This is a genomic window from Variovorax sp. GW821-FHT09D04, assembly GCF_059416405.1.
Genome location: NZ_JBWKPA010000001.1, coordinates 1,017,354 through 1,042,718, shown reverse-complemented (window position 1 = coordinate 1,042,718; position 25,365 = coordinate 1,017,354). Strand labels below are relative to the sequence as shown.

General features: G+C 68.0%; 26 protein-coding genes. 7 read left to right on the top strand and 19 right to left on the bottom strand.

Annotation, left to right across the window (positions count from 1 at the left end; translation table 11 throughout):
• Nucleotides 1–3 precede the first annotated feature (3 nt).
• Nucleotides 4–765 carry a GntR family transcriptional regulator gene (locus AC07O4_RS04815; protein ID WP_495303881.1) on the bottom strand — a complete coding sequence of 254 codons (762 nt, stop codon included), beginning with the start codon at nucleotides 763–765 and terminating at the stop codon, nucleotides 4–6.
• 100 nt (nucleotides 766–865) lie between these two features.
• Between AC07O4_RS04815 and AC07O4_RS04810 the strand changes: the two genes are divergently transcribed.
• The 3 genes from AC07O4_RS04810 (at nucleotide 866) to AC07O4_RS04800 (ending at nucleotide 4,081) form a co-directional block, all read left to right on the top strand.
• Nucleotides 866–1,648 (top strand): SDR family oxidoreductase, encoded by a 783-nt coding sequence (locus AC07O4_RS04810; RefSeq protein WP_495303880.1) that lies wholly within the window; start codon nucleotides 866–868, stop codon nucleotides 1,646–1,648.
• Nucleotides 1,649–1,695: 47 nt separating this feature from the next.
• Nucleotides 1,696–2,628 (top strand): 3,5-dioxohexanoate:acetyl-CoA acetone transferase, encoded by a 933-nt coding sequence (kce, locus tag AC07O4_RS04805; RefSeq protein ID WP_062470127.1) that lies wholly within the window; start codon nucleotides 1,696–1,698, stop codon nucleotides 2,626–2,628.
• Nucleotides 2,629–2,749: 121 nt separating this feature from the next.
• A complete protein-coding gene (locus tag AC07O4_RS04800) occupies nucleotides 2,750–4,081 on the top strand; it encodes an MFS transporter (RefSeq protein ID WP_495303879.1) in 1,332 nt (443 codons plus the stop codon).
• A gap of 33 nt (nucleotides 4,082–4,114) precedes the next feature.
• Here AC07O4_RS04800 and rng read toward each other — a convergent pair whose 3' ends face one another.
• Genes rng through AC07O4_RS04760 form a run of 8 tightly spaced genes read right to left on the bottom strand, consistent with a single transcriptional unit; the run spans nucleotide 4,115 to nucleotide 11,067 of the window.
• The gene (gene rng, locus AC07O4_RS04795; protein ID WP_062470121.1) at nucleotides 4,115–5,641 is read right to left on the bottom strand and encodes a ribonuclease G; all 1,527 of its coding nucleotides are present in this window, start codon (nucleotides 5,639–5,641) and stop codon (nucleotides 4,115–4,117) included.
• Nucleotides 5,642–5,648: 7 nt separating this feature from the next.
• Nucleotides 5,649–6,251 (bottom strand): Maf family protein, encoded by a 603-nt coding sequence (locus AC07O4_RS04790; protein WP_495303878.1) that lies wholly within the window; start codon nucleotides 6,249–6,251, stop codon nucleotides 5,649–5,651.
• Nucleotides 6,252–6,291: 40 nt separating this feature from the next.
• Complete coding sequence (gene rlmH / locus AC07O4_RS04785) at nucleotides 6,292–6,759, bottom strand: 23S rRNA (pseudouridine(1915)-N(3))-methyltransferase RlmH (RefSeq protein WP_070060813.1); 468 nt, start codon at nucleotides 6,757–6,759, stop codon at nucleotides 6,292–6,294.
• Nucleotides 6,756–7,451, bottom strand: coding sequence for a ribosome silencing factor (rsfS, locus tag AC07O4_RS04780; protein WP_062470113.1), 696 nt, complete (start codon nucleotides 7,449–7,451; stop codon nucleotides 6,756–6,758). Before rsfS ends, rlmH begins: the two co-directional genes overlap by 4 nt.
• Nucleotides 7,451–8,083: a nicotinate (nicotinamide) nucleotide adenylyltransferase gene (nadD, locus tag AC07O4_RS04775; protein ID WP_095948654.1), complete on the bottom strand. Its 633-nt coding sequence runs from the start codon at nucleotides 8,081–8,083 to the stop codon at nucleotides 7,451–7,453. The genes rsfS and nadD overlap by 1 nt, the downstream gene beginning before the upstream one ends.
• Nucleotides 8,080–9,000, bottom strand: a complete 921-nt coding sequence (hemF, locus tag AC07O4_RS04770; protein WP_495303877.1) for an oxygen-dependent coproporphyrinogen oxidase — start codon at nucleotides 8,998–9,000, stop codon at nucleotides 8,080–8,082. Before hemF ends, nadD begins: the two co-directional genes overlap by 4 nt.
• A complete protein-coding gene (gene purD / locus AC07O4_RS04765; protein WP_062470106.1) occupies nucleotides 9,000–10,298 on the bottom strand; it encodes a phosphoribosylamine--glycine ligase in 1,299 nt (432 codons plus the stop codon). Before purD ends, hemF begins: the two co-directional genes overlap by 1 nt.
• Nucleotides 10,299–10,341: 43 nt before the next feature.
• Nucleotides 10,342–11,067, bottom strand: a complete 726-nt coding sequence (locus tag AC07O4_RS04760; RefSeq protein WP_056580425.1) for a YebC/PmpR family DNA-binding transcriptional regulator — start codon at nucleotides 11,065–11,067, stop codon at nucleotides 10,342–10,344.
• 118 nt (nucleotides 11,068–11,185) lie between these two features.
• On the opposite strand from AC07O4_RS04760, the gene AC07O4_RS04755 reads away from it, so the two are divergent.
• From AC07O4_RS04755 to AC07O4_RS04740, 4 genes are read left to right on the top strand one after another with little or no spacing between them, the layout of a single operon-like run.
• On the top strand, nucleotides 11,186–11,977 hold the full coding sequence (locus tag AC07O4_RS04755; RefSeq protein WP_062470103.1) for a class I SAM-dependent methyltransferase: 792 nt from the start codon (nucleotides 11,186–11,188) through the stop codon (nucleotides 11,975–11,977).
• Nucleotides 11,978–11,979: 2 nt separating this feature from the next.
• Complete coding sequence (locus AC07O4_RS04750) at nucleotides 11,980–13,029, top strand: chorismate transformation FkbO/Hyg5 family protein (RefSeq protein ID WP_062470100.1); 1,050 nt, start codon at nucleotides 11,980–11,982, stop codon at nucleotides 13,027–13,029.
• A 36-nt stretch (nucleotides 13,030–13,065) separates the two neighbouring features.
• The gene (locus AC07O4_RS04745) at nucleotides 13,066–13,863 is read left to right on the top strand and encodes a lysophospholipid acyltransferase family protein (protein ID WP_495303876.1); all 798 of its coding nucleotides are present in this window, start codon (nucleotides 13,066–13,068) and stop codon (nucleotides 13,861–13,863) included.
• A complete protein-coding gene (locus AC07O4_RS04740) occupies nucleotides 13,827–14,606 on the top strand; it encodes a glycosyltransferase family 2 protein (protein WP_495265557.1) in 780 nt (259 codons plus the stop codon). The genes AC07O4_RS04745 and AC07O4_RS04740 overlap by 37 nt, the downstream gene beginning before the upstream one ends.
• 233 nt (nucleotides 14,607–14,839) lie before the next feature.
• Here the strand turns inward: AC07O4_RS04740 and AC07O4_RS04735 are convergent, their stop codons facing one another.
• The 10 genes from AC07O4_RS04735 to AC07O4_RS04690 form a co-directional block, all read right to left on the bottom strand.
• Nucleotides 14,840–16,228, bottom strand: coding sequence for an efflux transporter outer membrane subunit (locus AC07O4_RS04735; RefSeq protein WP_495303875.1), 1,389 nt, complete (start codon nucleotides 16,226–16,228; stop codon nucleotides 14,840–14,842).
• The gene (macB, locus tag AC07O4_RS04730) at nucleotides 16,221–18,203 is read right to left on the bottom strand and encodes a macrolide ABC transporter ATP-binding protein/permease MacB (RefSeq protein WP_492734659.1); all 1,983 of its coding nucleotides are present in this window, start codon (nucleotides 18,201–18,203) and stop codon (nucleotides 16,221–16,223) included. Before macB ends, AC07O4_RS04735 begins: the two co-directional genes overlap by 8 nt.
• Nucleotides 18,200–19,360: a macrolide transporter subunit MacA gene (gene macA, locus AC07O4_RS04725; protein ID WP_492727022.1), complete on the bottom strand. Its 1,161-nt coding sequence runs from the start codon at nucleotides 19,358–19,360 to the stop codon at nucleotides 18,200–18,202. The genes macB and macA overlap by 4 nt, the downstream gene beginning before the upstream one ends.
• Nucleotides 19,361–19,562: 202 nt before the next feature.
• Nucleotides 19,563–20,066 (bottom strand): disulfide bond formation protein B, encoded by a 504-nt coding sequence (locus tag AC07O4_RS04720; RefSeq protein WP_062470083.1) that lies wholly within the window; start codon nucleotides 20,064–20,066, stop codon nucleotides 19,563–19,565.
• Nucleotides 20,063–21,160: a sulfate/molybdate ABC transporter ATP-binding protein gene (locus AC07O4_RS04715; RefSeq protein WP_062470081.1), complete on the bottom strand. Its 1,098-nt coding sequence runs from the start codon at nucleotides 21,158–21,160 to the stop codon at nucleotides 20,063–20,065. Before AC07O4_RS04715 ends, AC07O4_RS04720 begins: the two co-directional genes overlap by 4 nt.
• 20 nt (nucleotides 21,161–21,180) lie before the next feature.
• Entirely contained in the window at nucleotides 21,181–22,083 is a 903-nt protein-coding gene (gene cysW / locus AC07O4_RS04710; protein ID WP_062470078.1) for a sulfate ABC transporter permease subunit CysW, read from the bottom strand.
• A gap of 1 nt (nucleotide 22,084) precedes the next feature.
• Complete coding sequence (cysT, locus tag AC07O4_RS04705) at nucleotides 22,085–22,972, bottom strand: sulfate ABC transporter permease subunit CysT (RefSeq protein WP_062470075.1); 888 nt, start codon at nucleotides 22,970–22,972, stop codon at nucleotides 22,085–22,087.
• The gene (locus AC07O4_RS04700; RefSeq protein ID WP_062470072.1) at nucleotides 22,973–23,989 is read right to left on the bottom strand and encodes a sulfate ABC transporter substrate-binding protein; all 1,017 of its coding nucleotides are present in this window, start codon (nucleotides 23,987–23,989) and stop codon (nucleotides 22,973–22,975) included. It abuts the gene before it with no gap.
• The gene (locus tag AC07O4_RS04695; RefSeq protein ID WP_056580397.1) at nucleotides 23,986–24,561 is read right to left on the bottom strand and encodes an RBBP9/YdeN family alpha/beta hydrolase; all 576 of its coding nucleotides are present in this window, start codon (nucleotides 24,559–24,561) and stop codon (nucleotides 23,986–23,988) included. Before AC07O4_RS04695 ends, AC07O4_RS04700 begins: the two co-directional genes overlap by 4 nt.
• Before the next feature lie 22 nt (nucleotides 24,562–24,583).
• Nucleotides 24,584–25,225: a peroxiredoxin gene (locus AC07O4_RS04690; RefSeq protein ID WP_062470070.1), complete on the bottom strand. Its 642-nt coding sequence runs from the start codon at nucleotides 25,223–25,225 to the stop codon at nucleotides 24,584–24,586.
• Nucleotides 25,226–25,365 lie beyond the last annotated feature (140 nt).

Here is a 25,365-nt window from a genome sequence, read left to right as displayed (position 1 = left end):
CCCTCAGCGCGCAGTGCCTGCCGCGCTGCGCGCCTTCTTCGCCGCCGGTGCGGCGTTCTGCGGCGGCAGCGTGCCATCGGACACCAGCACGCCCGTCGACAGGATGAATTCCGCGGCGCTTTCGATGTCGCCCTGCAGCGCGGCCCGGGCCTTGGCGCCGTCGCGGCGCTTCAGCGCGGCCAGCAAGGCCGCATGGTGCGACATCGCCACCTTGTCCCCCACGCGGCGCGAGCCGGCCCGCAGGTCGTAGTTGAGGATGGGGCCGATGCGCAGCCACAGCGCCTCGATCATCTGCAACAACACCGGCATGTCGGCGGCGGCGTAGACCGCGAAGTGGAACTCCTTGTTGAAGGTGACGAGCTTCGAGCCGTCGGGGCTGGTCGCATTCATCTCGGCCGCGAACTCGTCGTGCCAGCGCGTGATGTCGCGCAGCGCCACCGCGCCCGACGCCGAGGCCGCCAGCTCCGTGGCCAGGCCTTCGAGGTTGGTGCGGATGGTGGTGATCTCCTTGAACTGCGCCGCCGTCATCCGGGGCACGCGCAAGGTGCGGCTGGGCGTGAGTTCGAGCGCCTGCTCGGCCACCAGGCGCTGCATCGCCTCGCGCACCGGCATCACGCTCACGCCCAGCGCCTCGGCCGCGCTGCGCAATGAAATCTGCTCGCCCGGCATCATCTGCCCGCTCATCACGAGGTCGCGCAACTGGTCGTAGACGTTGGCGCTGAGCGTCTGGCGCTTCAGGGGGGTGACGAGATCGGTGAGGCTCATGCGTCGAAGTATATGGCCGGGGTATTCCCTATGAATTATCTGTGATCACAGATATACGATCCCCGTCATTCCAAAAATCGACCTCAAGGATCTCTTCAGCATGTGGAACAACAACTCCCTCGCCGGCCGGCGCGTGCTCGTCACCGCCGGTGCCAACGGCATCGGCCTGGACATCGTGCGCAGCTTCGCGGCGGCGGGTGCCAAGGTCTTCGTCTGCGATGTGCAGGCTGCCAGCCTCGACCAGCTGGCGCGTGAACTGCCCGAGGTGGGCCGCTGCGTCGCCGACGTGTCGAACGAGGACGACGTGGCCCGCCTCTTCGAGGCCGTCGACCGCGAACTCGGCGGCCTCGACGTGCTGGTGAACAACGCCGGCGTGGCCGGCCCCACCGGCCCGGTCGAGACCGTCTCGCTCGCCGACTGGGAGCGCACGATGGCCGTCAATGTCACCGGCCAGTTCCTCTGCGTGCGGCTGGCCGTGCCGCGGCTGCGCAAGGGCCGCCTGCCCGCCATCATCAACCTGTCCTCGGCCGCCGGGCACCTGGGCATGCCGGGGCGCTCGCCCTACTCCGCCTCGAAGTGGGCCGTCATCGGCTTCACGAAAACGCTGGCGCTCGAGCTCGGGGCCGACGGCATCCGCGTCAACGCGATCCTGCCGGGCGCGGTCGACGGTCCACGCATCCGTGCGGTCATCGCCGCCAAGGCCGAGGCGCTGGGCAAGCCGCTCGACGAAGTGACGCGCGCCTACACCGCGCAGGCCGCGCTGGGCCGCATGGTGACGGCCCCGGACATCGCGAACATGGTGCTGTTCGCCGCCAGCGACCTGGCCGCCAGCGTCACGGGCCAGGAGCTCGTGGTGGACGGCCACACGCAGGCGCTGAGCTGATCCGCTCGCACGCCCTTTCCTTCCCTCTTCTTCTTTCCGGACACCTCATGGCCCAACGCCCCAAAGCCATCATCACCTGCGCCCCCACGGGCGCCATCCACACGCCCAGCATGTCGCCGCACCTTCCCGTGACGGCCGACGAGATTGCGCACGCGTCCATCGAAGCCGCCCGCGCGGGCGCCGCGATCCTGCACCTGCACGCCCGCGACCCGAAGGACGGCCGTCCGTCTCAAGACCCGGACCTGTTCCGCCCCTTCCTCTCGAAGATCAAGGCCGCAACCGATGCGGTGATCAACATCACCACCGGCGGCAGCCCGCACATGAGCGTCGAGGAGCGCATGCGCCCGGCCACCACCTTCAAGCCCGAGCTCGCCTCGCTCAACATGGGCTCGATGAACTTCGGCCTCTTTCCGATGCTGGAGCGCTTCAAGTCCTTCGAGCATGAATGGGAGCGCGAGCACCTGGAGAACAGCCGCAACTTGATCTTCAAGAACACCTTCGCCGACATCGAGAACATCCTGAAGCTCGGCAACGCCAACGGCACGCGCTTCGAGTTCGAGTGCTACGACGTGAGCCATCTCAACAACCTGCGGCACTTCCTGGACCGCGGGCTGGTGCAGGCGCCGGTCTTCGTGCAGACGGTCTTCGGCATCCTGGGCGGCATCGGTGCCGACCCCGAGGACCTGATGCACATGCGCCGCACCGCCGCGCGGCTGTTCGGCGACCGCTTCGAGTGGTCGATCCTCGGCACCGGCCGCAACCAGCTGCCGCTGGCCACCATCGGCGCCGCCATGGGCGCGCACGTGCGCGTCGGGCTCGAAGACTCGCTGTGGATCGGCCCGGGCCGGCTCGCAGCGTCGAGCGCCGAGCAGGTGCTGCGCATCCGCGCCGTGCTGGAGGCACTGAACATCGACATCGCGACACCCGCCGAGGCGCGCGAGATCCTCGGCCTCAAGGGCGCGGCGAACGTCGACTTCTAGCCCTGCGCCAGAACCACTGACCCGACTCGGCCCGGCCCACGACCGGGCCGCATCTGCACGCCCGCCGGCTCCCGCCGACGACCTTCCGCCAGAACACGACAGGACAGGAGAGAGACATCCCATGCAACACCCATCCATCCCCGCCACGCCGCCGGGCCTGCGCGCCCGCCAGGCCGTCGACGAACAGGCCTCGCTCAATGCGCTGATCTTCCGCAAGCTCATGCCGCTGCTGGTGCTGGCCTATGTGATCAGCTTCATCGACCGCACCAACATCGCGCTGGCCAAGAGCCACATGGCCGTGGATATCGGCATCTCGGCGGCCGCCTACGGGCTGGGCGCCGGGCTGTTCTTTCTGAGCTACGCACTGCTCGAAGTGCCCAGCAACCTGGTGATGCACCGCGTAGGGGCCCGCTGGTGGATCGCGCGCATCATGATCACCTGGGGCCTGCTGTCGGCCGGCATGGCCTTCGTCACGGGCGAGACCTCGTTCTACGTGATGCGCATCCTGCTCGGCGCGGCGGAAGCCGGCCTGTTCCCGGGCGTGATGCTGTACCTGAACTACTGGTTCGGTCGCAAGGACCGCGCACGCGCCACGGGCTACTTCCTGCTCGGCGTGTGCATCGCGAACATCCTCAGCGGCCCGGTCGGCGGCGCGCTGCTGCAGATGGACGGCCTGTGGGGCTGGCACGGCTGGCAATGGATGTTCGTGCTCGAAGGCCTGCCCGCCGTGGCGCTGGCCTTCGTGGTCTGGCGCAAGCTGCCCGACGGGCCCTCCAGCGCCAGATGGCTCACGCGCCCACAGGCGCAGGCCATCGAACGCCAGCTCGCCGCCGAACGCGCCGAGGACGTGGCCAACGGACAGGTCGGCGAGTCGTTTCGCGCCTGCCTGGTCGACCGGCAGATCTGGCTGGCGATCTTTGTCTACTTCTGCCACCAGATCAGCATCTACACGGTGATCTTCTTTCTGCCGAGCATCATCGGCACCTACGGCAAGCTCTCGCCGCTGGAAATCGGCGCGCTCAACTCGCTGCCCTGGGTGGCCGCCGCGGTCGGCGCCATTGCGCTGCCGCGGCTCGCGGTCACGCCGCAGCGCGGTCGGCTACTGCTGCTGGTCGGGCTGGTCTCGATGGCGGTGGGCCTGCTGATCGCGGCCTTCGCAAGCCCGGCCGTCGCGCTGGCCGGCTTCTGCCTCACGGGCTCGATGTTCTTCGTGGTGCAGTCCGTGATCTTCCTGTTCGCCTCGTCACGGCTGGCCGGCGTGGCGCTCGCAGGCGGGCTGGCGCTCGTCAACACCTGCGGCCTCGTGGGCGGCTTCATCGGCCCGTCGGTGATGGGCTGGATCGAGCAGAGCACCGGCAGCACGAAGAACGGGCTGTTGCTGATCGCCGGGATGCTGGTGGCCGCCGCGCTGGCCAGCGTCTGGATGCGCCAAGGCCAGGAATCGAAGCGCTGACCCGTCGTTGCAACGGGCCGCGCGCTCCTGTCGTCAGAGCAGCACGATGTCGTACTGCCCCTGCCCGATCGCCGGCTCCGACTGCAGCGAGATCGGCTTGCCGATGAAGTCGCTCAACCCGGCGAGGTGCTGACTCTCCTCGTCGAGGAACAGCTCGATGACTTGCGGCGACGAGACGATGCGGAACTCGCGCGGCGTGAACTGCCGCGCCTCGCGCAGGATCTCGCGCATCACGTCGTAGGCCACGCTGCGCGCGGTCTTCACGATGCCCTGCCCGCCGCAGGCCACGCAGGGCTCGCACAGCATGTGGGCCAGCGATTCGCGCGTGCGCTTGCGGGTCATCTCGACCAGGCCGAGCTGCGAGAAACCGCCGGCCGTGGTCTTCACGCGGTCGCGTGCGAGCTGCTTGCGGAACTCGGCCAGCACCTGCTCGCGGTGGTCGTCGCGTGCCATGTCGATGAAGTCGACGATGATGATCCCGCCCAGGTTGCGCAGGCGCAGCTGCCGCGCAATCGCCTGCGCGGCCTCCAGGTTGGTCTTGAAGATGGTGTCGTCGAAGTTGCGCGCACCGACGAAGCCGCCGGTGTTCACGTCGACCGTGGTCAGCGCCTCGGTCTGGTCGACCACGAGGTAGCCGCCCGATTTCAGGTCGACGCGCCGGCCCAGTGCCTTCGCGATTTCCTCGTCCACCGAGTACAGGTCGAAGATCGGCCGCTCGCCCTTGTAGTGCTGCAGCTTGCCGGCCGCCTGCGGCATGAATTCGAGGCCGAATTTCAGCAGCACCTCGAACTGCTCGCGCGAGTCGATGCGGATGGTCTGCGTGTCTTCGCTCGTCATGTCGCGCAGCACGCGCTGCAGCAGGCTCAGGTCCTGGTGCAGCAGCGACATGGCCGGCATCCGGCTCGAGGCCTCGCGGATGCGCGTCCAGGTCTTGCGCAGGTAGGCGATGTCTTCGGCCAGTTCGGCATCGGCCGCGTCTTCGCCGTTGGTGCGCAGGATGAAGCCGCCGGTGTTGACCGGCACCACGCCACCGCTCTCGGCAGCCGCGGCCGCTTCGATGAGCGCCAGCATACGGTTGCGCAGCGACTCGCGCTGATCGGGCGGGATCTTCTGCGACACGCCGATGTGGTTGTCCTGTGGCAGGAACACCAGCAGCCGGCCCGCGATGCTGATCTGCGTGGACAGCCGCGCGCCCTTGGTGCCGATCGGGTCCTTGATGACCTGCACCAGCAGCGACTGGCCTTCGAACACCTGCTTCTCGATGGGCACCATCGGCCCGCCGTTGCGGTGGTCGCGCTCGGGCGGCGCGGCGCTCGGGCGCGAGCCCGGCGTGAACGGCGAGACGATGTCGGCCACGTGCAGGAAGGCGGTGCGCTCCAGGCCGATGTCGATGAAGGCCGACTGCATGCCCGGCAGCACGCGCGAGACCTTGCCCAGGTAGATGTTGCCGACCAGCCCGCGCTCGAGCGTGCGCTCGACGTGCAGCTCTTGCACCGCGCCGTGCTCGACCAGCGCCACACGGGTCTCCTGCGGAGACCAGTTGATCAGGATGTCTTGCATGGATGTCTTAAGTATTGAAACCGACGCCTCGAAGCAGCTGCGCGGTCTCGAACATGGGGAGTCCCATGATGCCCGAATAGGAGCCGCTGATGTGCTCCACGAACGCAGCGGCCGCGCCCTGGATGGCATAGGCGCCAGCCTTGCCGAGCGGCTCGCCGCTGGCGGCGTAGGCCGCGACCTGCTTCTTCGTGAGCGTGGCGAAGCGCACGCGCGACACGCTGAGCGCCGCATGGCGTCGACGGCCGTTCTGCAGCGCGACCGCCGTGAGCACGCGGTGCGTGGCGCCGGACAGGTGCGCGAGCATGCGCTCGGCATCGCGTGCGTCCTCGGGCTTGCCAAGGATGGTGCGGGCGAGCGCGACCGTGGTGTCGGCGCAGAGCACCGGCGCATCGGCCAGGCCCAGGCGCTTGCGGCGCGCGACGGCGGCGTCGAGCTTGAGGGCGGTCACGCGCTGCACGTAGGCGGTCGGTGACTCGTTCGGCAGCAAGGCTTCGAGCGCCTCGGCGTCTTCGTCGGCACCGGCCAGCAGCAGTTCGTGGCGCACGCCGAGCTGGCCGAGCAATTGGGCGCGGCGCGGGCTTTGCGACGCGAGGTAGATGAAGTCAGGCAAGTTCAGGTCTCCGAGGTGGGCCCCACCGCCGGCCCCGTGATCATTCCCGGTGGTACGGATGGCCCGCGTTGACCGACCACGCCCGGTAGAGCTGTTCGACCAGCAGCACGCGCGCCATGGCATGCGGCAGGGTCAGGTCGGACAGGCGGATGCGTTCGTGCGCCGCGGCCTTGAAGGCCGGGTCGAGCCCGTCGGGGCCGCCGATGACCAGCGCGACGTCGTCGCCCTCGCCCTGCCAGGTTTGCAGCCTTGCAGCCAGCGCCTTGGTAGTGAGCGCGGTGCCGCGCTCGTCGAGCACGACGATGCGCATGCCGCGGGCGATGGCACCTTCGATGCGCTCGCGCTCGGCGGCATACAGCGTTTCGAGGGTCTTGGAGCCGCGCGGCTCGGTCTTGACGGCGCGCAACTCGAGCTTGAGCTCGGGCGGGAAGCGCTTGGCGTAGTCGTCCCAGGCAGTCTGCGCCCAGTCGGGCATGCGCTGCCCGACGGCGACCACCAGCAGCTTCATGCGCGGCGGGCTGGCGCCTTCTTGGCCGGCGCCTTCTTCGCAGCGGTCTTCTTGGCGGCCGGCTTGCCGACGACCTTCACCGGCACGCGTGCGGTGCCCGTGGCGGACTTCTTCGCGGGCGCCTTCTTGGCGGCGGTCTTGCCCGCGGTCTTCGATGCGGCCTTCTTCGCCGGGGCCTTGGCGGCCTTGGCTTCCTGCTCGGCTGCGCGGATCGCGGTCTTGGCGGCGCTCGAACGGCGCAGGCTCGGCGTCTTGGCGGCGGCCGTCTTCTTCTCTTCGGCGCCCTTGACGACGGACGAGGCGGTGGCCAGCGCGGGCTTGGTGGCACCGAGCTTGGCGCGCACCGGCTTGTCGCCCCAGATCTCTTCGAGGTGGTAGTACTGGCGGATGGCGGGCTGCATGATGTGCGCCACGGCCGCGCCGCAGTCCACGATGATCCACTCGCCGTTTTCCTCGCCCTCGGTGCGCGGCTTGGCAAAGCCGGCTTCACGCACGGCGTCGCGCACGCTCGAGGCGAGCGCCTTGGTCTGGCGGTTGGAGGTGCCCGACGCCACGATCACGCGCTCGAACAGCGGCGAGAGGTGCTCCGTGTCGAATACCTGGATGTCCTGCGCCTTGACGTCTTCGAGACCATCGATGATGGCTCGCTGGAGTTTTTGGATGTCTTTTTTGGCGGCGGCTTCAGTGGTCATCAGGCAGAGCGGTAGAGGTGGTGTTGGTCAATATAGCGTGCAACCGTGGGCGGAACCAGCGAGGAAATGTCCACACCCGACGCCACACGCCGCCGGATATCGGTGGCGCTGGTGTCCATGGCGGCAGGCAGTTCAAGCGCCTCGAAACGCGCGCCAGCCGGGAGGCCGGGCAGCTGTTTCGGATCAAAACGAGTGACGTCACCCGTCGATAGTGCGCGATACGCTACAGAAACGATAGCAATGCCGAGTATATCCTGCCAGCCGTGCCAGGTCGGCAAGGCCGCCGCCTGGTCCGCGCCCATCACCAGCACGAGCTGTGCGCCGGGCTGCTCTTTCTGCAATTCATGCAGCGTGTCGAGCGTGTAGGTCGGGCCGTCGCGCAACACCTCGCGGCTGTCGATGACGACCTTGCCTTGCAGGTTGCCGAAGGCCAGCCGCGCCATCGCCAGGCGATCTTCCTTCGGCGTGAGCGTGCGGCTCTTGTGCCAGGCCTGCCCCGTGGGAATGACGTGCAACTCCGTCAGGTCGAGCTGCGCCAATGCAGCCTCAGCCAGGGCGACGTGCGCGTTGTGCGGCGGGTCGAAGGCCCCGCCGAAGACGCCGATGCGCAAAGCGGAACCGGTGGGGCTCACACCCAGTCCCGGCGCACGATGAAGTCGCTGTACAGCGCGGCTTCGGGGCTGCCCGCTGCGGGCTGTTGCCGGTAGGCCCAGCTCGCGAGCGGCGGCATCGACAGCAGGATCGATTCGGTGCGTCCGCCCGACTGCAGGCCGAAGTGCGTGCCGCGGTCCCACACGAGGTTGAACTCGACATAGCGCCCGCGCCGGTACAGCTGGAACTCGCGTTCGCGCTCGCCGTACGGCATGCCGCGGCGGCGCTCGACGATCGGCAGGTAGGCCTGCAGGAAGGCATCGCCGACCGAGCGGATCAGCGCAAAGCCGTTCTCGATGCCGCCCTCGGCGAAGTCGTCGAAAAAGATGCCGCCGATGCCGCGCTGCTCGTTGCGGTGCTTGAGGAAGAAGTACTCGTCGCACCACGTCTTGAAGCGCGAGTACTTGTCGGCGCCGAAGGGTGCGAGCGCGTCGCGGCACACGGTGTGGAAATGCACCGCGTCTTCTTCGAAGCCGTAGCACGGCGTGAGGTCCATGCCGCCGCCGAACCAGCACACGGGCTCGCCGCCGCCCGCGGGCTGCGCGGCCAGCATGCGCACGTTCATGTGGACGATCGGCACGTAAGGATTGCGAGGATGGAACACCAGCGACACGCCCATGGCCTCGAACGGTGCGCCCGAGAGCTCGGGGCGGTTCTGCGTGGCCGAGGGCGGCAGCTTGGCGCCGCGCACCTGCGAGAAGCCGACACCGGCGCGCTCGAACAGCGTGCCGCCTTCGAGGATGCAGGTCAGGCCGTTGCCCTGCAGCGGCTCGCCAGGCTCTTTCTGCCAGGCGTCGCGCACCGCGCTGCCGCCGTCCGCCGCCTCGACCGCCGAGATGATCGATTGCTGCAGTCCGCGCAGGTAGTCGCCGACCGCCTTCGGCTGGGTGGCTGGCATCAGGCGTGGGGCGTGTTGCGCGCGTTGACGGCGCGGTAGCCGATGTCCTTGCGGTACTGCGCACCGTCGAACTGCACGCGCGCCGCGACCTCGTAGGCACGCTGCTGCGCCTGCTTGACGCTGTCGGCCAGCACGGTCACGCAGAGGACGCGGCCGCCGCTGGTCTTGAGCTCGCCGTTTTCCAGCGTGGTCCCGGCGTGGAACACGACAGCATCGGGCGCCTCGGCCGGGATGCCGCTGATGCGGTCGCCCTTGCGCGGCGACAGCGGGTAGCCGTGCGCGGCCATCACCACGCCCAGTGCCACGCGGCGGTCCCATTGCAGCTCGACCTGGTCGAGCGTGCCGTCGGTGGCGTGCCAGAACACCTCGAACAGGTCGGACTTGAGGCGCATCATGATCGGCTGCGTCTCGGGGTCGCCCATGCGGCAGTTGAATTCGAGCGTCTTGGGCTGGCCGGCCGCGTCGATCATGAGACCGGCATAGAGGAAGCCGGTGAACGGAATGCCGTCCTTTTCCATGCCGCGGATGGTCGGCAGGATGATCTCGCGCATGGCGCGCGCATGCACCTCGGCCGTGACCACCGGTGCGGGCGAGTACGCGCCCATGCCGCCGGTGTTCGGGCCTTCGTCGCCGTCGAGCAGGCGCTTGTGGTCCTGGCTGGTGGCCAGCGCGGCAACGTTCTTGCCGTCGCACATCACGATGAAGCTGGCTTCTTCGCCTTGCAAGAATTCTTCGATGACGACGCGTGCGCCGCCTTCGTTGTGCGACACGCCAAACTTGTTGTCGACCAGCATGAAGTCGACAGCTTCGTGGGCTTCCTGCGCCGTCATGGCAACCACCACGCCCTTGCCGGCGGCCAGGCCGTCGGCCTTGACGACGATCGGTGCGCCCTTGGCGTCGATGTACGCATGGGCCGCGGCGGCGTCGGTGAAGGCCTCGTATTCGGCCGTCGGGATCTTGTGGCGCTTCATGAAGGCCTTCGAGAAGGCCTTGGAGCTTTCGAGCTGCGCAGCCGCCTGCGTCGGGCCGAAGATGCGCAGGCCGTGCGCGCGGAACTCGTCCACCACGCCGGCCGCCAGCGGCCCCTCGGGGCCGACCACGGTCAGCGCGATTTTCTCGGCCATCGCCCACTCGCGCAGCGCGGCGGGTTCGGTGATGTCGATGCAGTCGTAGCGTTCGTCGCTCACGGTGCCGCCGTTGCCGGGCGCCACGTAGACGCGGCTGACCCGGTTGCCCTGCGCCAGCCGCCACGCCAGTGCGTGCTCGCGGCCCCCTCCTCCAATCACCAGTACCTTCATTCGCGGGCTTTCGTTTGTCGCTGTGGATCCATCATTCATTCGTTCAGTCGGACAGTGCGGCGTTGTGATAAACGTCCTGCACGTCGTCCAGGTCCTCGAGCACGTCGAGGAGCTTCTGCATCCTGGCGGCGTCTTCGCCGGTCACGTCCACGGTGTTCTCGGCGCGCATCGTGATTTCGGCGGCGTCGGGCTTCAGGCCCGCGGCTTCGAGCGCGTTCTTCACGGCCTCGAAGTCGCCGATGGCGGTGAGCACCTCGATGGCGCCGTCGTCGTCGGTGATCACGTCCTCGGCGCCGGCTTCGAGGGCCACTTCCATGACCTTGTCCTCGCTGGTGCCGGGCGCGAAGATGATCTGGCCGCAGTGCTTGAACTGGAAGGCCACCGAGCCTTCAGTGCCCATGTTGCCGCCGTGCTTGGAGAAGGCGTGGCGCACTTCGGCCACGGTGCGCACGCGGTTGTCGGTCATGGTGTCGACGATGATCGCCGCGCCGCCGATGCCGTACCCTTCGTAACGAATTTCTTCGTAATTGACGCCTTCGAGGTTGCCCGTGGCCTTGTCGATGTTGCGCTTGACGGTGTCGATGGGCAGGTTGACCGCCTTGGCCTTTTCGACCGCCAGCCGCAGCCGGGGGTTTGCGCTGAGGTCAGCGCCGCCGGCGCGTGCCGCCACCGTGATTTCACGGATGGCGCGGGTCCAGAGCTTGCCGCGTTTCTCGTCCTGGCGGCCCTTGCGGTGCTGAATATTTGCCCACTTGCTATGTCCGGCCATGGCTTTCTCTCTCGCTGTCGTGTGTTTTCAAAGCAAGTGTGGAGTTTACTGTCCGGCGCACACAACGCTCCCCCGGCGCCCGGGATTTCGGCCCGGACCTTTTGGTGATAATTGTTCGATGACGCCATCGCCCATTGCCGGTACGGGAAATCCCGACGCCCTGCCGCCGCACGCCCCGCTGCCGCTGTACTACAACACCGAAGCGGAGCACCAGGCGTTCCTGCGGCGCATCTTCGACAGCACGGCCGCGGACTACGACCGCATCGAAGCCGTGCTGGCCTTCGGCACCGGTCCCTCGTACCGCCGTGACGCGCTGAAGCAGGCCGGCCTCACGGCGGGCGCCCAGGTGCTCGACGTGGGCATCGGCACCGGGCTCGTCGCCCGCGAAGCCCTGAAGCTCATCGGCTCCACCGGCAAGCTCACCGGCGTCGACCCCAGCGTGGGCATGATGGGCCAGGTCCGGCTGCCCGGCGTCGAATTGATTCAAGGCGTCGCCGAGGCCCTGCCCCGGCCCGACGCCAGCTGCGATTTCGTGAGCATGGGTTACGCCATGCGCCACATCAGCGACGTGGCCGCCGCCTTTTCCGAGTTCCATCGCGTGCTGCGCCCCGGCGGGCGCGTGGTGGTGCTCGAGATCACCAAGCCCGAGGGCCGCATCGCCACCGCACTGCTCAAGGGCTACATGCGCGCCGTGGTGCCGCTGATCGCCCGCGTGGTCGGCCGCCGCAGCGACACCTCGGAGCTGTGGCGCTATTACTGGGACACGATCGAGGCCTGCATCCCGCCCGAGCGCGTCATGCAGGCCCTGGGCGCCGCCGGCTTCAGCGACGTGCGCCGGCATGCGAGCCTCGGGGTCTTCTCGGCCTACACCGGCCGCAAACCCGAATCCACCGCCGACGAGGTTCGCTGAACGTGCGCCCCCAGGACGACCGCCTTCATTCCCCCCTGCGCGTGGAGCGCCTCTCGCTGCCGGACAGCCTTGCGCTGGCCACGCACAGCCATGCGCCCTTCGCCGCGCTCGGCTACGGCACGCCGCACGGTGTCGCCTGGATGCCCACGGTCAACGCGCGCGTGCTGTCGCCGCAAGGCGCGATGGCCGATGTGTGGCACGTGGGGCACGCGGGTGACGGCACCCAGGTCCGGTCGGGCACCACCGGCATCGCGCGCTGGCGCACCGACGGGCACTGGCTGCTCGGCGCCATCGACCTCGATGAAGCCGTCGAAGGCCAGGGCCTGACCGAACTCGCGCAGCGTGCCTACCGCGACCTGTTCCGCACGCTCGAGCAGGCGGGCACGCCGCACCTGCAGCGCATCTGGAACTACCTGCCGCGCATCAACGCGGACGGCGGCGGGTTGGAGCGCTACCGCCAGTTCAACCTCGGCCGGCAAGAGGCCTTCTTCGAAGCTGGCCGCGCCGCCTTCGAGGGTGCCCCGGCCGCCTGCGCGCTGGGCATCCGCCAGGGCGCGCTGTCGATCCGTTTTCTCGCGGGACGCGCCGCACCGCTGCCGGTCGAGAACCCGCGGCAGGTGTCGGCCTACCGCTATCCCGAAACCTACGGCCCGCGCTCGCCGACCTTCTCGCGCGCCGCGCTGGCGGACATCGGCGACGGCCAGGTCGCGCTCTTCATTTCGGGCACGGCGAGCATCGTCGGGCACGAAACGGTGCACCACGGCGACGTGCGTGAGCAGGCCCGCGAAACGCTGCGCAACCTCGAGGCCGTGATCGCCTCTGCCCATGCGCAGACCACGGCGCGCTTCTCGCTCGATGCGCTCGACTGCGTGGTGTACGTGCGGCATCCGTCGGACACCGAGGCCGTGCGCGAGGTGATCGAAGCCGCGCTCGGCGCCCAGTCGCCGATGGCCCGCCATGCGGTGTACCTGGAAGCCGACATCTGCCGCAGCGATCTGCTGGTCGAGATCGAGGCCCACACGGTCGCCGCCGGCCGGCTGCAGGCCGCCTGAGCGGCTCGCCGTTCGCCTGCTCGACCGACACCACCCATGAACGTGCTGCGTCTTCTCACGTCGATCCCGCTCGCGCTGATGCTCTATGCGCTGCTGCTGTTCCTCGGCCTGATCTCGCTGGTCTGGAACTTCGTCGCCATGCTGCTGTACCCGGTGATGCCGGCCGCGCCGGCGCGCGCGCTGGGCCGCATGACCATCGCCTTTGCCTACCGGATGTTCTGGTGGCTCGCCTCGGTCACCGGCATGATGCGCATCGACGCCTCGTGCCTGGACCCGATGCGCAACGAGCCCGGTGTGATCTTCGTGGCCAACCACCCGACGATGCTCGATGCGCTGCTGCTGGTGGCGCGGCTGCCGCGCAGCGCCTGCATCATGAAGGCTGAGCTGATGGGCAACATCTTCCTCGGCGCCGGAGCGCGGCTGGCGCGCTACATCAGCAACAAGTCGGCCCGCACGATGGTGCGCCTGGCGGTCAACGACCTGCGCCAGGGCGGCCAGCTCGTGATCTTTCCCGAAGGCACGCGCACGGTGTCGCCGCCGCTGAACCCCTTCCGCCCCGGCACCACGCTGATCGCCAAGCTGGCGCAGGCGCCGATCCAGACCGTGTTCATCGACACCGACTCGCCCTACCTCGGCAAGGGCTGGCCGCTGTGGCGCGTGCCGCCGCTGCCCATCGTCTTCACGCTGCGGCTGGGCAAGCGCTTTGCGCCGACGCAGGACAGCGATGCGTTGCAGGTCGAGCTGGAACACTATTTCCGTCAACACATGGAGCAGCGCGCCACCGACGCGTCCCCCGAATGCCAGCAGACGCCTCGCGCACCCACCTTGTCCTGATCCCCAGCTACAACACGGGCGAGCGCCTGTTCTCGACGGTCGCGGCCGCGCGGGCCCAATGGAACCCGGTGTGGGTGGTGATCGACGGCAGCGACGACGGCACGGGGGAGCGGCTGCAGCAGATGGCGGCCAGTGACCCCGGCCTGCGCGTGTGGGTGCTGCCGCAGAACCAGGGCAAGGGCTCGGCGGTGCTGCACGGCTTGCGGGCCGCGAAGGACGCCGGCTTCACGCATGCGCTCACGATGGATTCCGACGGGCAGCATCCGGCGGACCTGATCCCCTCTTTCATGAACGCCTCGCTGGCGCGGCCCGAGACGATGGTGCTGGGCCGGCCGGTGTTCGATGCAAGCGCGCCGCTTTTGCGGGTGCGCGGGCGGCGGGTGTCGAACGGCTGGACGCAGCTCGAAACCCTGTTCGCGGGCGTGGGCGATTCGCTCTACGGCTTTCGCGTGTACCCGGTGGTCGACCTGATCGCTGTGATGGCGCGGCAACCATGGATGCGGCGCTTCGACTTCGATACCGAGGCGGTCGTGCGGCTGGCCTGGCGCGGGGTCAAGCCGGTGAACATCGATGCGCCTGTGAAGTACCTGACGGCGGAGGAAGGCGGGGTGTCGCACTTTCGCTATGGGCGGGACAACGTGCTGCTGACCTGGATGCACACGCGGTTGATGATCGAGTTCGTTTTGCGGCTGCCTGGGTTGTTGATTCGGAAGGTGCGGGGGGCGCCGCCGTTTCAGGCTTAGTCTTCTTTTGAGGGGCGCCCGGCAGGCGGCGCGGTCGGCCCCACTGTGCCGGCCGCTTCGCGGCTGCCCTGCGGTGCTCGCGTTTCGCGGGGTCTCGCAGAACTCGCCTGCGGCTCAAACAGCTGCGAGCCCTGATCCGCGAAACGCTGCGCTCCTCGGCGGCACAGAGGGGCCGCCCACACCGCACCGCCTGCCGGGCACCTGCTGTGGTGTGAGAGCTCTTTCCTCTCTCCCTACTCGACGATGGCCGCGCCGCCCAACGCCTTGTACAGCGTCATCGTGGCGTTGAGCTGGTTCAACCGGTTCTGCGCCACCGACACCTCCGCGGCGCGCCGCTTGTCCTTGGCATCGAGCACGGGCTGCAACGCGGTGGCGCCGGCACGGTAGCGCACTTCCGACAAGGCCTCCGCGCGTTGCGCCTGTTGCAGCGCCAGGGCCAGCTTCAGGCTTTCGTTTTGCAGCTGGGTGCGCGACGACAGCGTGTTCTCGACCTCGGACAGCGCGGTGTACAGCGACTGGCGGAAACCGACGACCGCTTCTTCATAACGCGTCTGGGACACGGCGACGGTCAGCCGCGCGGTGTTCCATTGCAGGAAAGGCAGCACCAGGCCGGCACCGAGGGTCGCGACCGGGTTCTTCAGCACCTCGCCCAGGGCATTGCTCCCCGCGCCCAGCGAACCCGTGAGGCTCAGCACCGGATAGAAGCTGGTGCGCGTGGCATCGACGTTCGCCAGCGAGGACCGCAGGCGCTGCTCCGCAGCACGCAGGTCGGGCCGGCGGCCCAGCAGGCTGGCAGGCAGGCCGGCATCGATCACGGGCAAAGCGGTGTCCGGCAGCTGCGAGGGCTCTTCCCTCGGGGCGTCGGGCGGCATGTCGAACATGATCGCCAGCGCGTTGCGCGCCTCGACGCGCTGCTGCAGCAACTGCGTGTGGGCCGCCTCCTGGCTCGCAAGGTTCTGGTCGGCCTGCGCGACATCGAGGCCGGACACGGCACCTGCCGCGTACTTGACGCGCACCAGCGCCTGGATACGCCGTGCATCGGCCATGCCGGCTTCGCTCAGCGCGATGCGGTGGTTCAGGTAGCCGGTCTGCCAATACAGCCCGGCCGTGGTGCCCACCAGCGCCAGCGCCGTGGCCTCGCGGTCGGACTGGGTGGCCTGCAGCTCCCAGTCGGCGACGCTGCGCTGCGCCGACAGGCGGCCCCACAGGTCGACTTCGTAGCTCAGGCTCAGTGAAGAGTTCGCGCTCGATGCGGCCACGCCGCCGCGCTTCAGGTCGAAGCTGCGTTGGGTGCCCAGTTGCCCCGTCACGCCCGGCGTGAGGTTGGTGTTCGCCAGGCCGGCCTGCAGCTGCGCCCGCTGCACGCGGATGCCGGCAGCGGCCAGGTTGTTGTTGGTGCGCAGGGCGCTGTCGATGAGGGTGTCGAGCCGCGCGTCGTGGAAGGCGGTCCACCAGCGGGCCTGCGGCACGGCCGCTGCGTTCTGCGGCAGAGGCTGTTGCTGCTGCCAGGCCTGCGGCACGCCGAGCGGCCGTTGTTCGCGCCGCTCCGGCGCGAACAACGTGCAGCCGCCGAGCGCCAGTGCGATGGCGAGCGCCCCCAGGGTCGGTCGCGCGCTACTCACGCGCCAGCGCCTCGATGGGGTCGAGCCGCGCGGCGTTGCGCGCCGGCAGGTACCCGAACAGCACGCCGATGAGCGACGCGCACAAAAAGGCCGACACCACGGCCCCCAGCGAAAAGATCATTTGCCATTGCTTCACGAACAGCGAGAACACAAAGCTGATGCCGTACGACAGCATCACGCCGATGAAACCGCCGACCAGGCACACGAGCACGGCCTCGGTCAGGAACTGCTGCAGCACGTCGCTCTGGCGCGCGCCCACGGCCATGCGGATGCCGATCTCGCGGGTGCGCTCGGTCACCGACACCAGCATGATGTTCATCACGCCGATGCCGCCCACCACGAGCGAGATCACCGCGATCAGCGACAGCAGCAGCGTGAGCGACTGGCTCGTGCGCTCGGCCGTCTTCACGATGCTGTCCATGTTGAAGGTGAAGAAGTCCTTGCCGCCGTGGCGCAGCGTGAGCAGCCGCACGATGCTCTCTTCGGCCGCCTTGGTGGGCTGGTCGTCGCGGATGCGCACGGTGATGCTGTCGAAGTGCTGCTGGCCGAAGAGGCGGCTTGCACCGGTGCTGTAGGGCAGCCAGATGTTGAGCGACTTGTTCTCGCCGAACATGCTCTTCTTTTCCTGCGCCACGCCGATCACGGTGCATGGCAGGCTGCCCACCAGGATGATCTTGCCCACGGGGTCGGTGCCGTCTGGAAAGAGCTTGCGCCGCGTGTTCTGGTCGATCACCACCACCTGCGACTGGTGCCGCACGTCGTTGGCGTCGAAGTCCGTGCCGCTGGCCATCTGGATGTCGCGCACGCTGAAGAAGTTGTCGCTGACGCCGTTCACGTTGCCGTTGACGTCGGCGCTGCGGTAGCGCAATCGCAGGCTGCGCATGGTGGTCGGTGTGACGCTGTGCACGTAGGGCTGCGCGGCAATGGCCTGCAGGTCCGCCGGCAGCAGCGTGCGGATGCTCGCGGCCTTGTCGTCGCCGAAGTCGTGGCCCGGGTAGATGTCGAGCGTGTTGGTGCCGATGGCCTTGATGTCGGCGAGCACGAAGCGCTTGGCGCCCTCCCCGATGGCCACGATCGACACCACCGAGGTGATGCCGATGATGATGCCCAGCATGGTCAGCGCCGTGCGCATGCGGTGCGCCATCATCGAGCGCCAGGCCATGCGGAAGGCTTCGGAGAAACGCGCCCAGCCGGTGCTGAAGCGCGCGATGCCCAGCATGGGGCGCGTCATGGCGGGCGGCGTGGGGGTGTCGTCGCCGACCGTCTGCGCGGGCGCAGCCACGGTCGGCACGTTCGGCCGGTCGCCCACGATCGCGCCGTCGGCGATCTCGATGATGCGTTCGGTGCAGCGCGCCACCTGCATGTCGTGCGTCACGATGATGATCGTGTGCCCCTGCGCATGCAGCTCGCGCAGGATGCCGATGACCTCCTGGCCGCTCTTGCTGTCGAGCGCGCCGGTGGGCTCGTCGGCCAGGATGACCTGCCCGCCGTTCATGAGTGCGCGCGCGATGCTCACGCGCTGCTGCTGGCCGCCCGAGAGCTGGCTCGGCCGGTGTTCGGTGCGGTCTTCCAGGCCCAGGCGCGCGAGCAGTTGCCGCGCCCGCGCGTCGCGCGCCGAGCCCTCGGTGCCGGCATACACGGCGGGCACCTCGACGTTGCCGGTGGCCGTTAGATGCTGCATGAGGTGGTAGCGCTGGAAGATGAAGCCGAAGTGCTCGCGCCGCAGCGCGGCGAGCGCGTCGCTGTCGAGCGTGCCGACGTCCTGGCCCGACACGGTGTAGGTGCCGGTGCTCGGCCGGTCGAGGCAGCCGAGGATATTCATCAGCGTCGACTTGCCCGAGCCCGAGGCGCCGACGATGGCCAGCATTTCGCCGTGGCCGATGTCCAGGTCGACATCTTTCAGCACCTGGACCTCCTGCTCGCCCGAGGGAAAGCTGCGGCCGATACCGCGCAGGGTCAGCAGCGGCTGCGTCACTGGCGGGGCCTCCGGTTGCCGCTGTCATTGCCGTCGGTCTTCTCCAGCGCCGAGGCATCGCCGGTGATGACGCTGTCGCCCTCCTTCAGGCCTTCGAGCACCTGGGCCTGGAAGTTGTTGCTGATGCCCACGCGCACCTGCCGCTTTTCCACGCGCTGGTCGGGCAGGAGCACGCGCACTTCGTGGCGGCCGTCCTTGTCGCGCGTGCCGAGCGCGGTGAGCGGCACGGTCAGCGCCTGCTTGGCCTCGCCCAGCAGGATGGCGACCTGCGCCGTCATGTCGACGCGCAGCGTGCGCTCGGGATTGGGCACGTCGAACAGCGCGTTGAAGAACACGGCGTTGTTGATCTTCTCGGGCGAAGGCTGCACCGCGCGCAGCGTGCCGTGGTAGCGCGTGTCGGGGTCGCCCAGGATGGTGAAGTAGACCGGCTGGCCCGCCTTCACGCGCACCACGTCGGCCTCGGACACCTGGGCCTTCACGGTCATGGTCGACAGGTCGGCCAGCTTCATGAGCGTGGGCACCTGGAACGAGGCCACCACGGTCTGGCCTTCGAGCGTGCTGATCGACACCACGTCGCCGTCGATGGGCGCGACGATGCGCGTGTACGACAGGTTGGTCTGCGCCGAGGCCAGGGCCAGCTTCTGCTGGCGGATCTGCGCGTCGAGCGAGACGGCGTCGGCGCGCAGCGCGCGCAGCTCGGTGTCGGCGCCTTCCAGGTCCTGGCGCGCGGCGGCGTCCTGCGCCAGCATCTCGCGCTGGCGCGCCCAGGTGAGCTCGGCCTGCTTCACGCGCACTTCCTTCGCGAGCTTCTGGGCCTGCAGGTTCTCCAGCTTGGCCTGCTCCTGCGCGAGCGTGTTCTGCGAAATGACGGGGTCGATCTCGGCCAGCCAGTCGCCCTTCTTCACCGTCTGGCCGAGCACCACCTTCAGCGACTTGAGCTGGCCGGACACCTGCGCGCCCACCTCGACCTGCTTGAGAGCCTGCAGCACGCCGGTAGCGAGCACCGCGTTCTCCAGGTCGCTGCGCTGCACGGTGGCGGTGAGGTAGTCGCTTTTCTTCGGCGGGCTCAGCCAGAAGAAGGCCGCGATGGCCAGCGCGACGAGCAAGGCCAGGCCGACAAGGAGCTTGCGCGATCGTCGCGAAGGAGTGGTGGGCATGCAGTGAAGAAGTGGGATGGAACGGGCGGCGAGGCCCGGGAAAGGATGCGGTTCATCCTAGCCCCGGTTGCTGAAGACCTGCTAAAGCATGCGTTTCGGCGGGCTTTTTTGCACGGGCCTGCGCAGCGACCCATGAAAAACGGCGTGGCCCGCTGCCCTCGAAGGACAGCGGGCCACGCCGCAACAACTACTGAAAAAGAACTCAGCGCGCGGTGCGCCGGCGCAAGAGCAAGGTGAGGAGCAACAGCGCCAGCACCGTGAACGCGATGAACGACCAGTTCGCCAGCGTCAGGCCGAACAGCGACCAGTCGATCTTGGAGCAGTCGCCGCCGCCGCGGAAGATCATCGGCAGCGCGCGCTTGAGCGGGAAGGTCTCGATCATCCCGTACAGGTCGCGCCCGCACGAGACGACCTCGGGCGGATACCACTGCAGCCAGCTCTGCTGCGCCGCCGTGTAGGCACCGCCCACCGCCGCCGCCAGTGCCAGCACCCCGCCCGTCACCTGCAGGCCGCGGCTGTTGAACAGCGCCGCCAGGCCGGTGAACAGCGCCACCAGCATCAGCGCATAGCGCTGCACGATGCACATCGGGCAGGGTTCGAGCCCGACCACGTGCTGCAGATACAGCCCGAAGGCCAGCATGAGGACACAGGCCAGGCAGATCAGCCCGAGCGCGCGGCGCGGCGCGCCGAAGTACCAATGGATCAAGGAGATACCCAATCTTCTTCTACGAACACCCTGGCCTTGCGGGGGTTGGCGACGACGGTGTCGCCTTCCTTCAAGCCCAGGTCGCGGAACTGTTGCGCAGGGAGTTGCGCTTCGATGATGGTTCCGGAGCCCGGATTATCTGGATTCGTTTCGGTGGGCTCAAGTTCCAGCCGCGCGATCGGTCCGACCACGATCGCACGCGACAGCGTGGCGACGATGCCCGTGGCGCCTGACACGTAGCGTGTCACATCCAGGTCATGCGGGCGCACGTAGGCCAGCGCCTTGGCGTCGCGCGCGCTGCTGTGCTCGGGCGAGTCGATGCGCATGCCGTCCAGTTGCACGGCGCCGTTGTCGGCCCGGCCGTGGAACAGGTTCACGTCGCCCAGGAAGCCGTAGACGAACGGGCTCGCGGGCTTGTCCCACACATCTTGCGGCGAGCCGACCTGCTCGATGCGGCCCTTGTTGATGACCACCACGCGGTCGGCCACCTCGAGTGCTTCTTCCTGGTCGTGCGTGACGAAGATCGAGGTGACGTGCAGCTCGTCGTGCAGCCGGCGCAGCCAGCGGCGCAGTTCCTTGCGCACCTTGGCGTCGAGTGCGCCGAAGGGTTCGTCCAGCAGCAGCACCTTGGGCTCCACCGCCAGCGCGCGGGCCAGCGCGATGCGCTGGCGCTGGCCGCCGGACAGCTGCGACGGGTAGCGGTCGGCCAGCCAGTCGAGCTGCACCAGCTTGAGCAGGTCGGTCACCTTGGCCTTGATCTGCGCGTCGCTCGGGCGCTCCTTGCGCGGCTTCACACGCAGGCCGAAGGCCACGTTCTCGAACACGGTCATGTGTCGGAACAGCGCGTAGTGCTGGAACACGAAGCCGACCTGGCGTTCGCGCACGTGCACGTCGGTCGTGTCTTCGCCCGAGAAGTGGATGCTGCCGGTGTCGGCCGTTTCCAGGCCCGCGATGATGCGCAGCAGCGTGGTCTTGCCGCAGCCCGAGGGGCCGAGCAGCGCGACCAGTTCGCCCGACTCGACGTCGAGGTTCACGTTGTTCAGCGCGCGGAAGTCGCCGAACTGCTTGCTGATGTTGCGGATTTCGATGCTCATGGTCTTGTTCTCTCGTCTTCTCAGGCCGCCGAAGGCTCGGGGGGACGCTCGGGCGGCAGCTCGGCGATGGCTTTCATTTCGCGCTCATGGCGCCACTCGATGACCGACTTGATCACCAGGGTGACCAGCGCCAGGATCGCCAGCAGCGAGGCCACCGCGAAGGCGGCCACCGACTGGTATTCGTTGTAGAGCACCTCGACGTGCAGCGGCATCGTGTTGGTCTGGCCGCGGATGTGGCCCGACACCACCGACACCGCGCCGAACTCGCCCATGGCGCGCGCGTTGCACAGGATCACGCCGTACAGCAGGCCCCACTTGATGTTGGGCAAGGTCACACGCCGGAAGGTCTGCCAGCCGGTCGCGCCGAGCACGATGGCGGCCTGCTCCTCGTCGGTGCCCTGCGCCTGCATCAGAGGAATGAGTTCGCGCGCAATGAAGGGAAAGGTCACGAACACGGTGGCCAGCACGATGCCGGGCACGGCGAAGATGATCTTGATGTCGTGCTCCGCCAGCCACGGGCCGAACCAGCCCTGCGCGCCGAACACCAACACGTAGATCAGGCCCGCCACCACCGGCGACACCGCGAACGGCAGGTCGATCAGCGTGGTGAGAAAGGCCTTGCCGCGGAACTCGAACTTGGCAATGGCCCAGGCCGCGGCCACGCCGAACACGAGGTTCATCGGCACCGCGATGGCGGCGGTGATCAGCGTGAGGCGGATGGCGCTCCACGCATCGGGTTCCTTCAGCGCCTCGAGGTAGGCATTGAGGCCCTTGCGCAGCGCCTCGACCGCCACGGCCGCCAGCGGCAGCACGAGGAACAGGAACATGAACGCCAGGGCGATGCCGATCAGCGTCCAGCGGACCCAGGCCGACTCGGTGGTGCCGGCCTGTGCGCGGCGGATGATTTTCGAAGGTGCACTCATGTCATGCCCCCGCGCGCTTGCGCTGCCAGGCTTGCAGGCCGTTGATGACCAGCAGCAGGATGAACGACAGCACCAGCATCACCAGCGCGACCGCGGTGGCGCCCGTGTAGTCGTACTGCTCCAGCTTGCCGATGATGATGAGCGGCGTGATCTCGGAAATCATCGGCATGTTGCCGGCGATGAAGATCACGGAGCCGTACTCGCCGATGGCGCGTGCGAAGGCCATCGCAAAGCCCGTCAGCAGCGCGGGCGCGATCGACGGGAAGATCACCTTCGTGAAGGTCTGCAGGCGCGTGGCGCCCAGCGAGGTGGCGGCTTCTTCGAGTTCCTTCTCGGCGTCTTCGAGCACCGGCTGCACCGTGCGCACCACGAAGGGCAGTCCGATGAAGATCAGCGCGATCACGATGCCCGCCGGCGTGAACGCCAGCTTGATGCCGTGCGGCTCGAGCAGTTGCCCGATCCAGCCGTTGCCCGCGAGCAGCGCCGTGAGCGAGATGCCGGCCACGGCCGTGGGCAGCGCGAACGGCAGGTCGACCAGCGCATCGACGATGCGCTTGCCCGGGAACTTGTAGCGCACCAGCACCCAGGCCACGAGCAGGCCGAACACCGCGTTCACCATCGCCGCGATCAGCGAGGCGCCGAAGGTCAGGCGGTACGAGGCCATCACGCGCGGCGCGGTCACCGACACCCAGAAGTGCTCCCAGGTCATCGTGAAAGTCTTGAAGACCAGCGCCGACAGCGGGATCAGCACGATCAGGCACAGATAGAAGACCGTGAAGCCGAGCGTGATGTGGAAACCGGGCAGCACGCGCTTGGCGCCCCCTGCCCGGTTGGCACGTGAAAAAGGCGCTCCCGCTGCCGGGAGCGCCGAAGAAGCAGCGCCGCTCATTTACTTCGCGCCGGGCGTGTAGAGCTTGTCGAACTGGCCGCCGTCATTGAAGTGCACCTTCTGTGCTTCGCTCAGGCTGCCGAACAGTTCCTGCACCGTGAACAGCTGCAGCGGCTTGAAGGTCGATGCGTACTTCTTGAGCACGGTCTGCGAACGCGGGCGCAGCGCATGCTTGGCGGCGATTTCCTGTGCTTCTTCGGAGTACAGCCAGTCGAGGTAGGCCTTGGCCAGCTCGCCCGTGCCCTTCTTCTTGACGGTGCGCTCAACGATGGCGACCGGGTTCTCGGCCACGATGGAGATCGACGGGTAGACCGAGTCGACCTTGCCGGTGCCGAATTCGCGGTCGATCGAGACCACTTCGGATTCGAAGGTGATCAGCGCGTCGCCGATGTTGCGTTGCAGGAAGGCGGTGGTCGCGTCGCGGCCGCCGCGTGCCAGCACCGGCACGTTCTTGAACAGCTTGCCGACGAACTCGGCAGCCTGGGCGTCGGTGCCGCCCTTCTTCTTGATGTAGCCCCAGGCGGCCAGGTAGGCATAGCGGCCGTTGCCGCCGGTCTTGGGGTTGACGATCACGACCTGCACGCCGGGCTTGACCAGGTCGTCCCAGTCCTTGATGCCCTTGGGGTTGCCGTTGCGCACCAGCAGCAGCATGGTCGAGGTGGTCGGCGATGCGTTCTCGGGGAACTTCTTGTTCCAGTCCTTGGCGACCACGCCGGCGTTGGCCAGGAAGTCGATGTCGGTCGAGGTGTTCATGGTCACCACGTCGGCATCGAGGCCGTCGGCCACGGCGCGCGCCTGGGCGCTGGAGCCGCCGTGCGACTGGTCGATCTTGACGTCCTTGCCCGTGGCCTTCTTGTAGTTCGCCACGAAGGCCGCGTTGTAGTCCTTGTAGAACTCGCGGGCCACGTCGTACGAGGCGTTCAGCAGCCCGGTGCCTTGTGCGAAGGCGGTGCTGCCGGCGAGTGCGGAGGACGCCAGCGCGAGCACGGCGACGAAGGTCTTGATTCTGGAAGTCATGTGGTTGCCAGGTTTTCTGAAAATTCACGTCCCGCCGACCAGGCGGCGGGTTCGTCGGTCAACGATTGCAGCAGGGCCAGGCCGAGCGGCCAGTCTCCGTGCCCCGAATCGATGTTGATGTGCCCCGCATTCTGCATGCGCACGAATTCGCTGCCCCAGGCGCGCGAATAGGCGCCCGCCAGGCGGATCGGGCAATAGGGATCGTTGCTGCTCGCCACCACGATGCTGCGGTACGGCAGTGCCGCGTAGGGCACGGGTGCGAAGTCGGACAGCACCGCGCGGCGCTCGGGGTCGGCCGGCGCCACCAGCAGCGCACCCTGGATGCGGGCGGCGGCCTCGGGTGGCAGGTGCGCCGTGGCGATGCAGCCCAGGCTGTGCGCCGCGATGACCACGGGGCCTTCGCTTTCGAGCACCAGCTTGGCCAGCGCGGGCACCCAGGCGTCGCGCTTGGGCGAGGCCCAGTCGTCCTGCGCCACCCGCGCCGCGCCCGGAATGCGTTCTTCCCACAGGCTCTGCCAATGGCCGGGCCCGGAGTCGCGCCAACCGGGCACGATGACGACACGAGTCTGCATGACGGCGCGGTCCTGCGGCTTCTTACTTGTTGGGCTGCGGCGTGATGCGCAGGTAAGGCTTGACGGCCTTGAAGCCCTTGGGGAAGCGCTCGGCCAGTTCGGCCGGGTCCTGGATGCTCGGCACGATGACGACGTCGTCGCCGTCCTTCCAGTTCACGGGCGTGGCGACCTTGTGGCTGTCGGTGAGCTGCAGCGAGTCGATCACGCGCAGGATCTCGTCGAAGTTGCGGCCGGTCGACGCGGGGTAGGTGATGGTGGTGCGGATGACCTTCTTGGGGTCGATGATGTAGACGCTGCGCACCGTGGCCGTGGTCGAGGCGTTCGGGTGGATCAGGTCGTACAGGTCGGCCACCTTGCGGTCGGCGTCCGCAATGATCGGGAAGTTGACGGTGGTGTTCTGCGTCTCGTTGATGTCGCCGATCCACTCCTTGTGCTTGGTGGCCGGGTCGACGCTCAGTGCGATGGGCTTCACGCCGCGCTTGGCGAACTCGCCCGACAGCGCTGCCGTCTTGCCGAGTTCGGTGGTGCACACGGGCGTGAAATCGGCCGGGTGCGAGAAGAACACGATCCACGAATCGCCGGCCCACTGATAGAAGTCGATCGGGCCTTCGCTGGAGTCCTGGGTGAAATTGGGGGCGGTGTCGCCGAGTCGCAGGGTTGCCATGGTCGCTCCAAGGAGGGGGTGAAGCCCTGGATTGTGCGAACCGCTGCTTCAATGGCAAACGAATATCTGTTTGTTTGGATATGACGTTTTTCGCATATGGAATCTGAAAAGCCCTGCCGCAGCGCTATCTTTTGGATAGC

Excerpts from the sequence above, each read along its gene's own strand:
- AC07O4_RS04815 (WP_495303881.1), bottom strand. The coding sequence starts at position 765 with ATGAGCCTCACCGATCTCGTCACCCCCCTGAAGCGCCAGACGCTCAGC.
- AC07O4_RS04810 (WP_495303880.1), top strand. The coding sequence starts at position 866 with ATGTGGAACAACAACTCCCTCGCCGGCCGGCGCGTGCTCGTCACCGCC.
- kce (WP_062470127.1), top strand. The coding sequence starts at position 1,696 with ATGGCCCAACGCCCCAAAGCCATCATCACCTGCGCCCCCACGGGCGCC.
- AC07O4_RS04800 (WP_495303879.1), top strand. The coding sequence starts at position 2,750 with ATGCAACACCCATCCATCCCCGCCACGCCGCCGGGCCTGCGCGCCCGC.
- rng (WP_062470121.1), bottom strand. The coding sequence starts at position 5,641 with ATGCAAGACATCCTGATCAACTGGTCTCCGCAGGAGACCCGTGTGGCG.
- rlmH (WP_070060813.1), bottom strand. The coding sequence starts at position 6,759 with ATGAAGCTGCTGGTGGTCGCCGTCGGGCAGCGCATGCCCGACTGGGCG.
- rsfS (WP_062470113.1), bottom strand. The coding sequence starts at position 7,451 with ATGACCACTGAAGCCGCCGCCAAAAAAGACATCCAAAAACTCCAGCGA.
- hemF (WP_495303877.1), bottom strand. The coding sequence starts at position 9,000 with ATGCCAGCCACCCAGCCGAAGGCGGTCGGCGACTACCTGCGCGGACTG.
- purD (WP_062470106.1), bottom strand. The coding sequence starts at position 10,298 with ATGAAGGTACTGGTGATTGGAGGAGGGGGCCGCGAGCACGCACTGGCG.
- AC07O4_RS04760 (WP_056580425.1), bottom strand. The coding sequence starts at position 11,067 with ATGGCCGGACATAGCAAGTGGGCAAATATTCAGCACCGCAAGGGCCGC.
- AC07O4_RS04755 (WP_062470103.1), top strand. The coding sequence starts at position 11,186 with ATGACGCCATCGCCCATTGCCGGTACGGGAAATCCCGACGCCCTGCCG.
- AC07O4_RS04745 (WP_495303876.1), top strand. The coding sequence starts at position 13,066 with ATGAACGTGCTGCGTCTTCTCACGTCGATCCCGCTCGCGCTGATGCTC.
- AC07O4_RS04740 (WP_495265557.1), top strand. The coding sequence starts at position 13,827 with ATGCCAGCAGACGCCTCGCGCACCCACCTTGTCCTGATCCCCAGCTAC.
- macA (WP_492727022.1), bottom strand. The coding sequence starts at position 19,360 with ATGCCCACCACTCCTTCGCGACGATCGCGCAAGCTCCTTGTCGGCCTG.
- AC07O4_RS04715 (WP_062470081.1), bottom strand. The coding sequence starts at position 21,160 with ATGAGCATCGAAATCCGCAACATCAGCAAGCAGTTCGGCGACTTCCGC.
- cysW (WP_062470078.1), bottom strand. The coding sequence starts at position 22,083 with ATGAGTGCACCTTCGAAAATCATCCGCCGCGCACAGGCCGGCACCACC.
- cysT (WP_062470075.1), bottom strand. The coding sequence starts at position 22,972 with ATGAGCGGCGCTGCTTCTTCGGCGCTCCCGGCAGCGGGAGCGCCTTTT.
- AC07O4_RS04700 (WP_062470072.1), bottom strand. The coding sequence starts at position 23,989 with ATGACTTCCAGAATCAAGACCTTCGTCGCCGTGCTCGCGCTGGCGTCC.
- AC07O4_RS04695 (WP_056580397.1), bottom strand. The coding sequence starts at position 24,561 with ATGCAGACTCGTGTCGTCATCGTGCCCGGTTGGCGCGACTCCGGGCCC.
- AC07O4_RS04690 (WP_062470070.1), bottom strand. The coding sequence starts at position 25,225 with ATGGCAACCCTGCGACTCGGCGACACCGCCCCCAATTTCACCCAGGAC.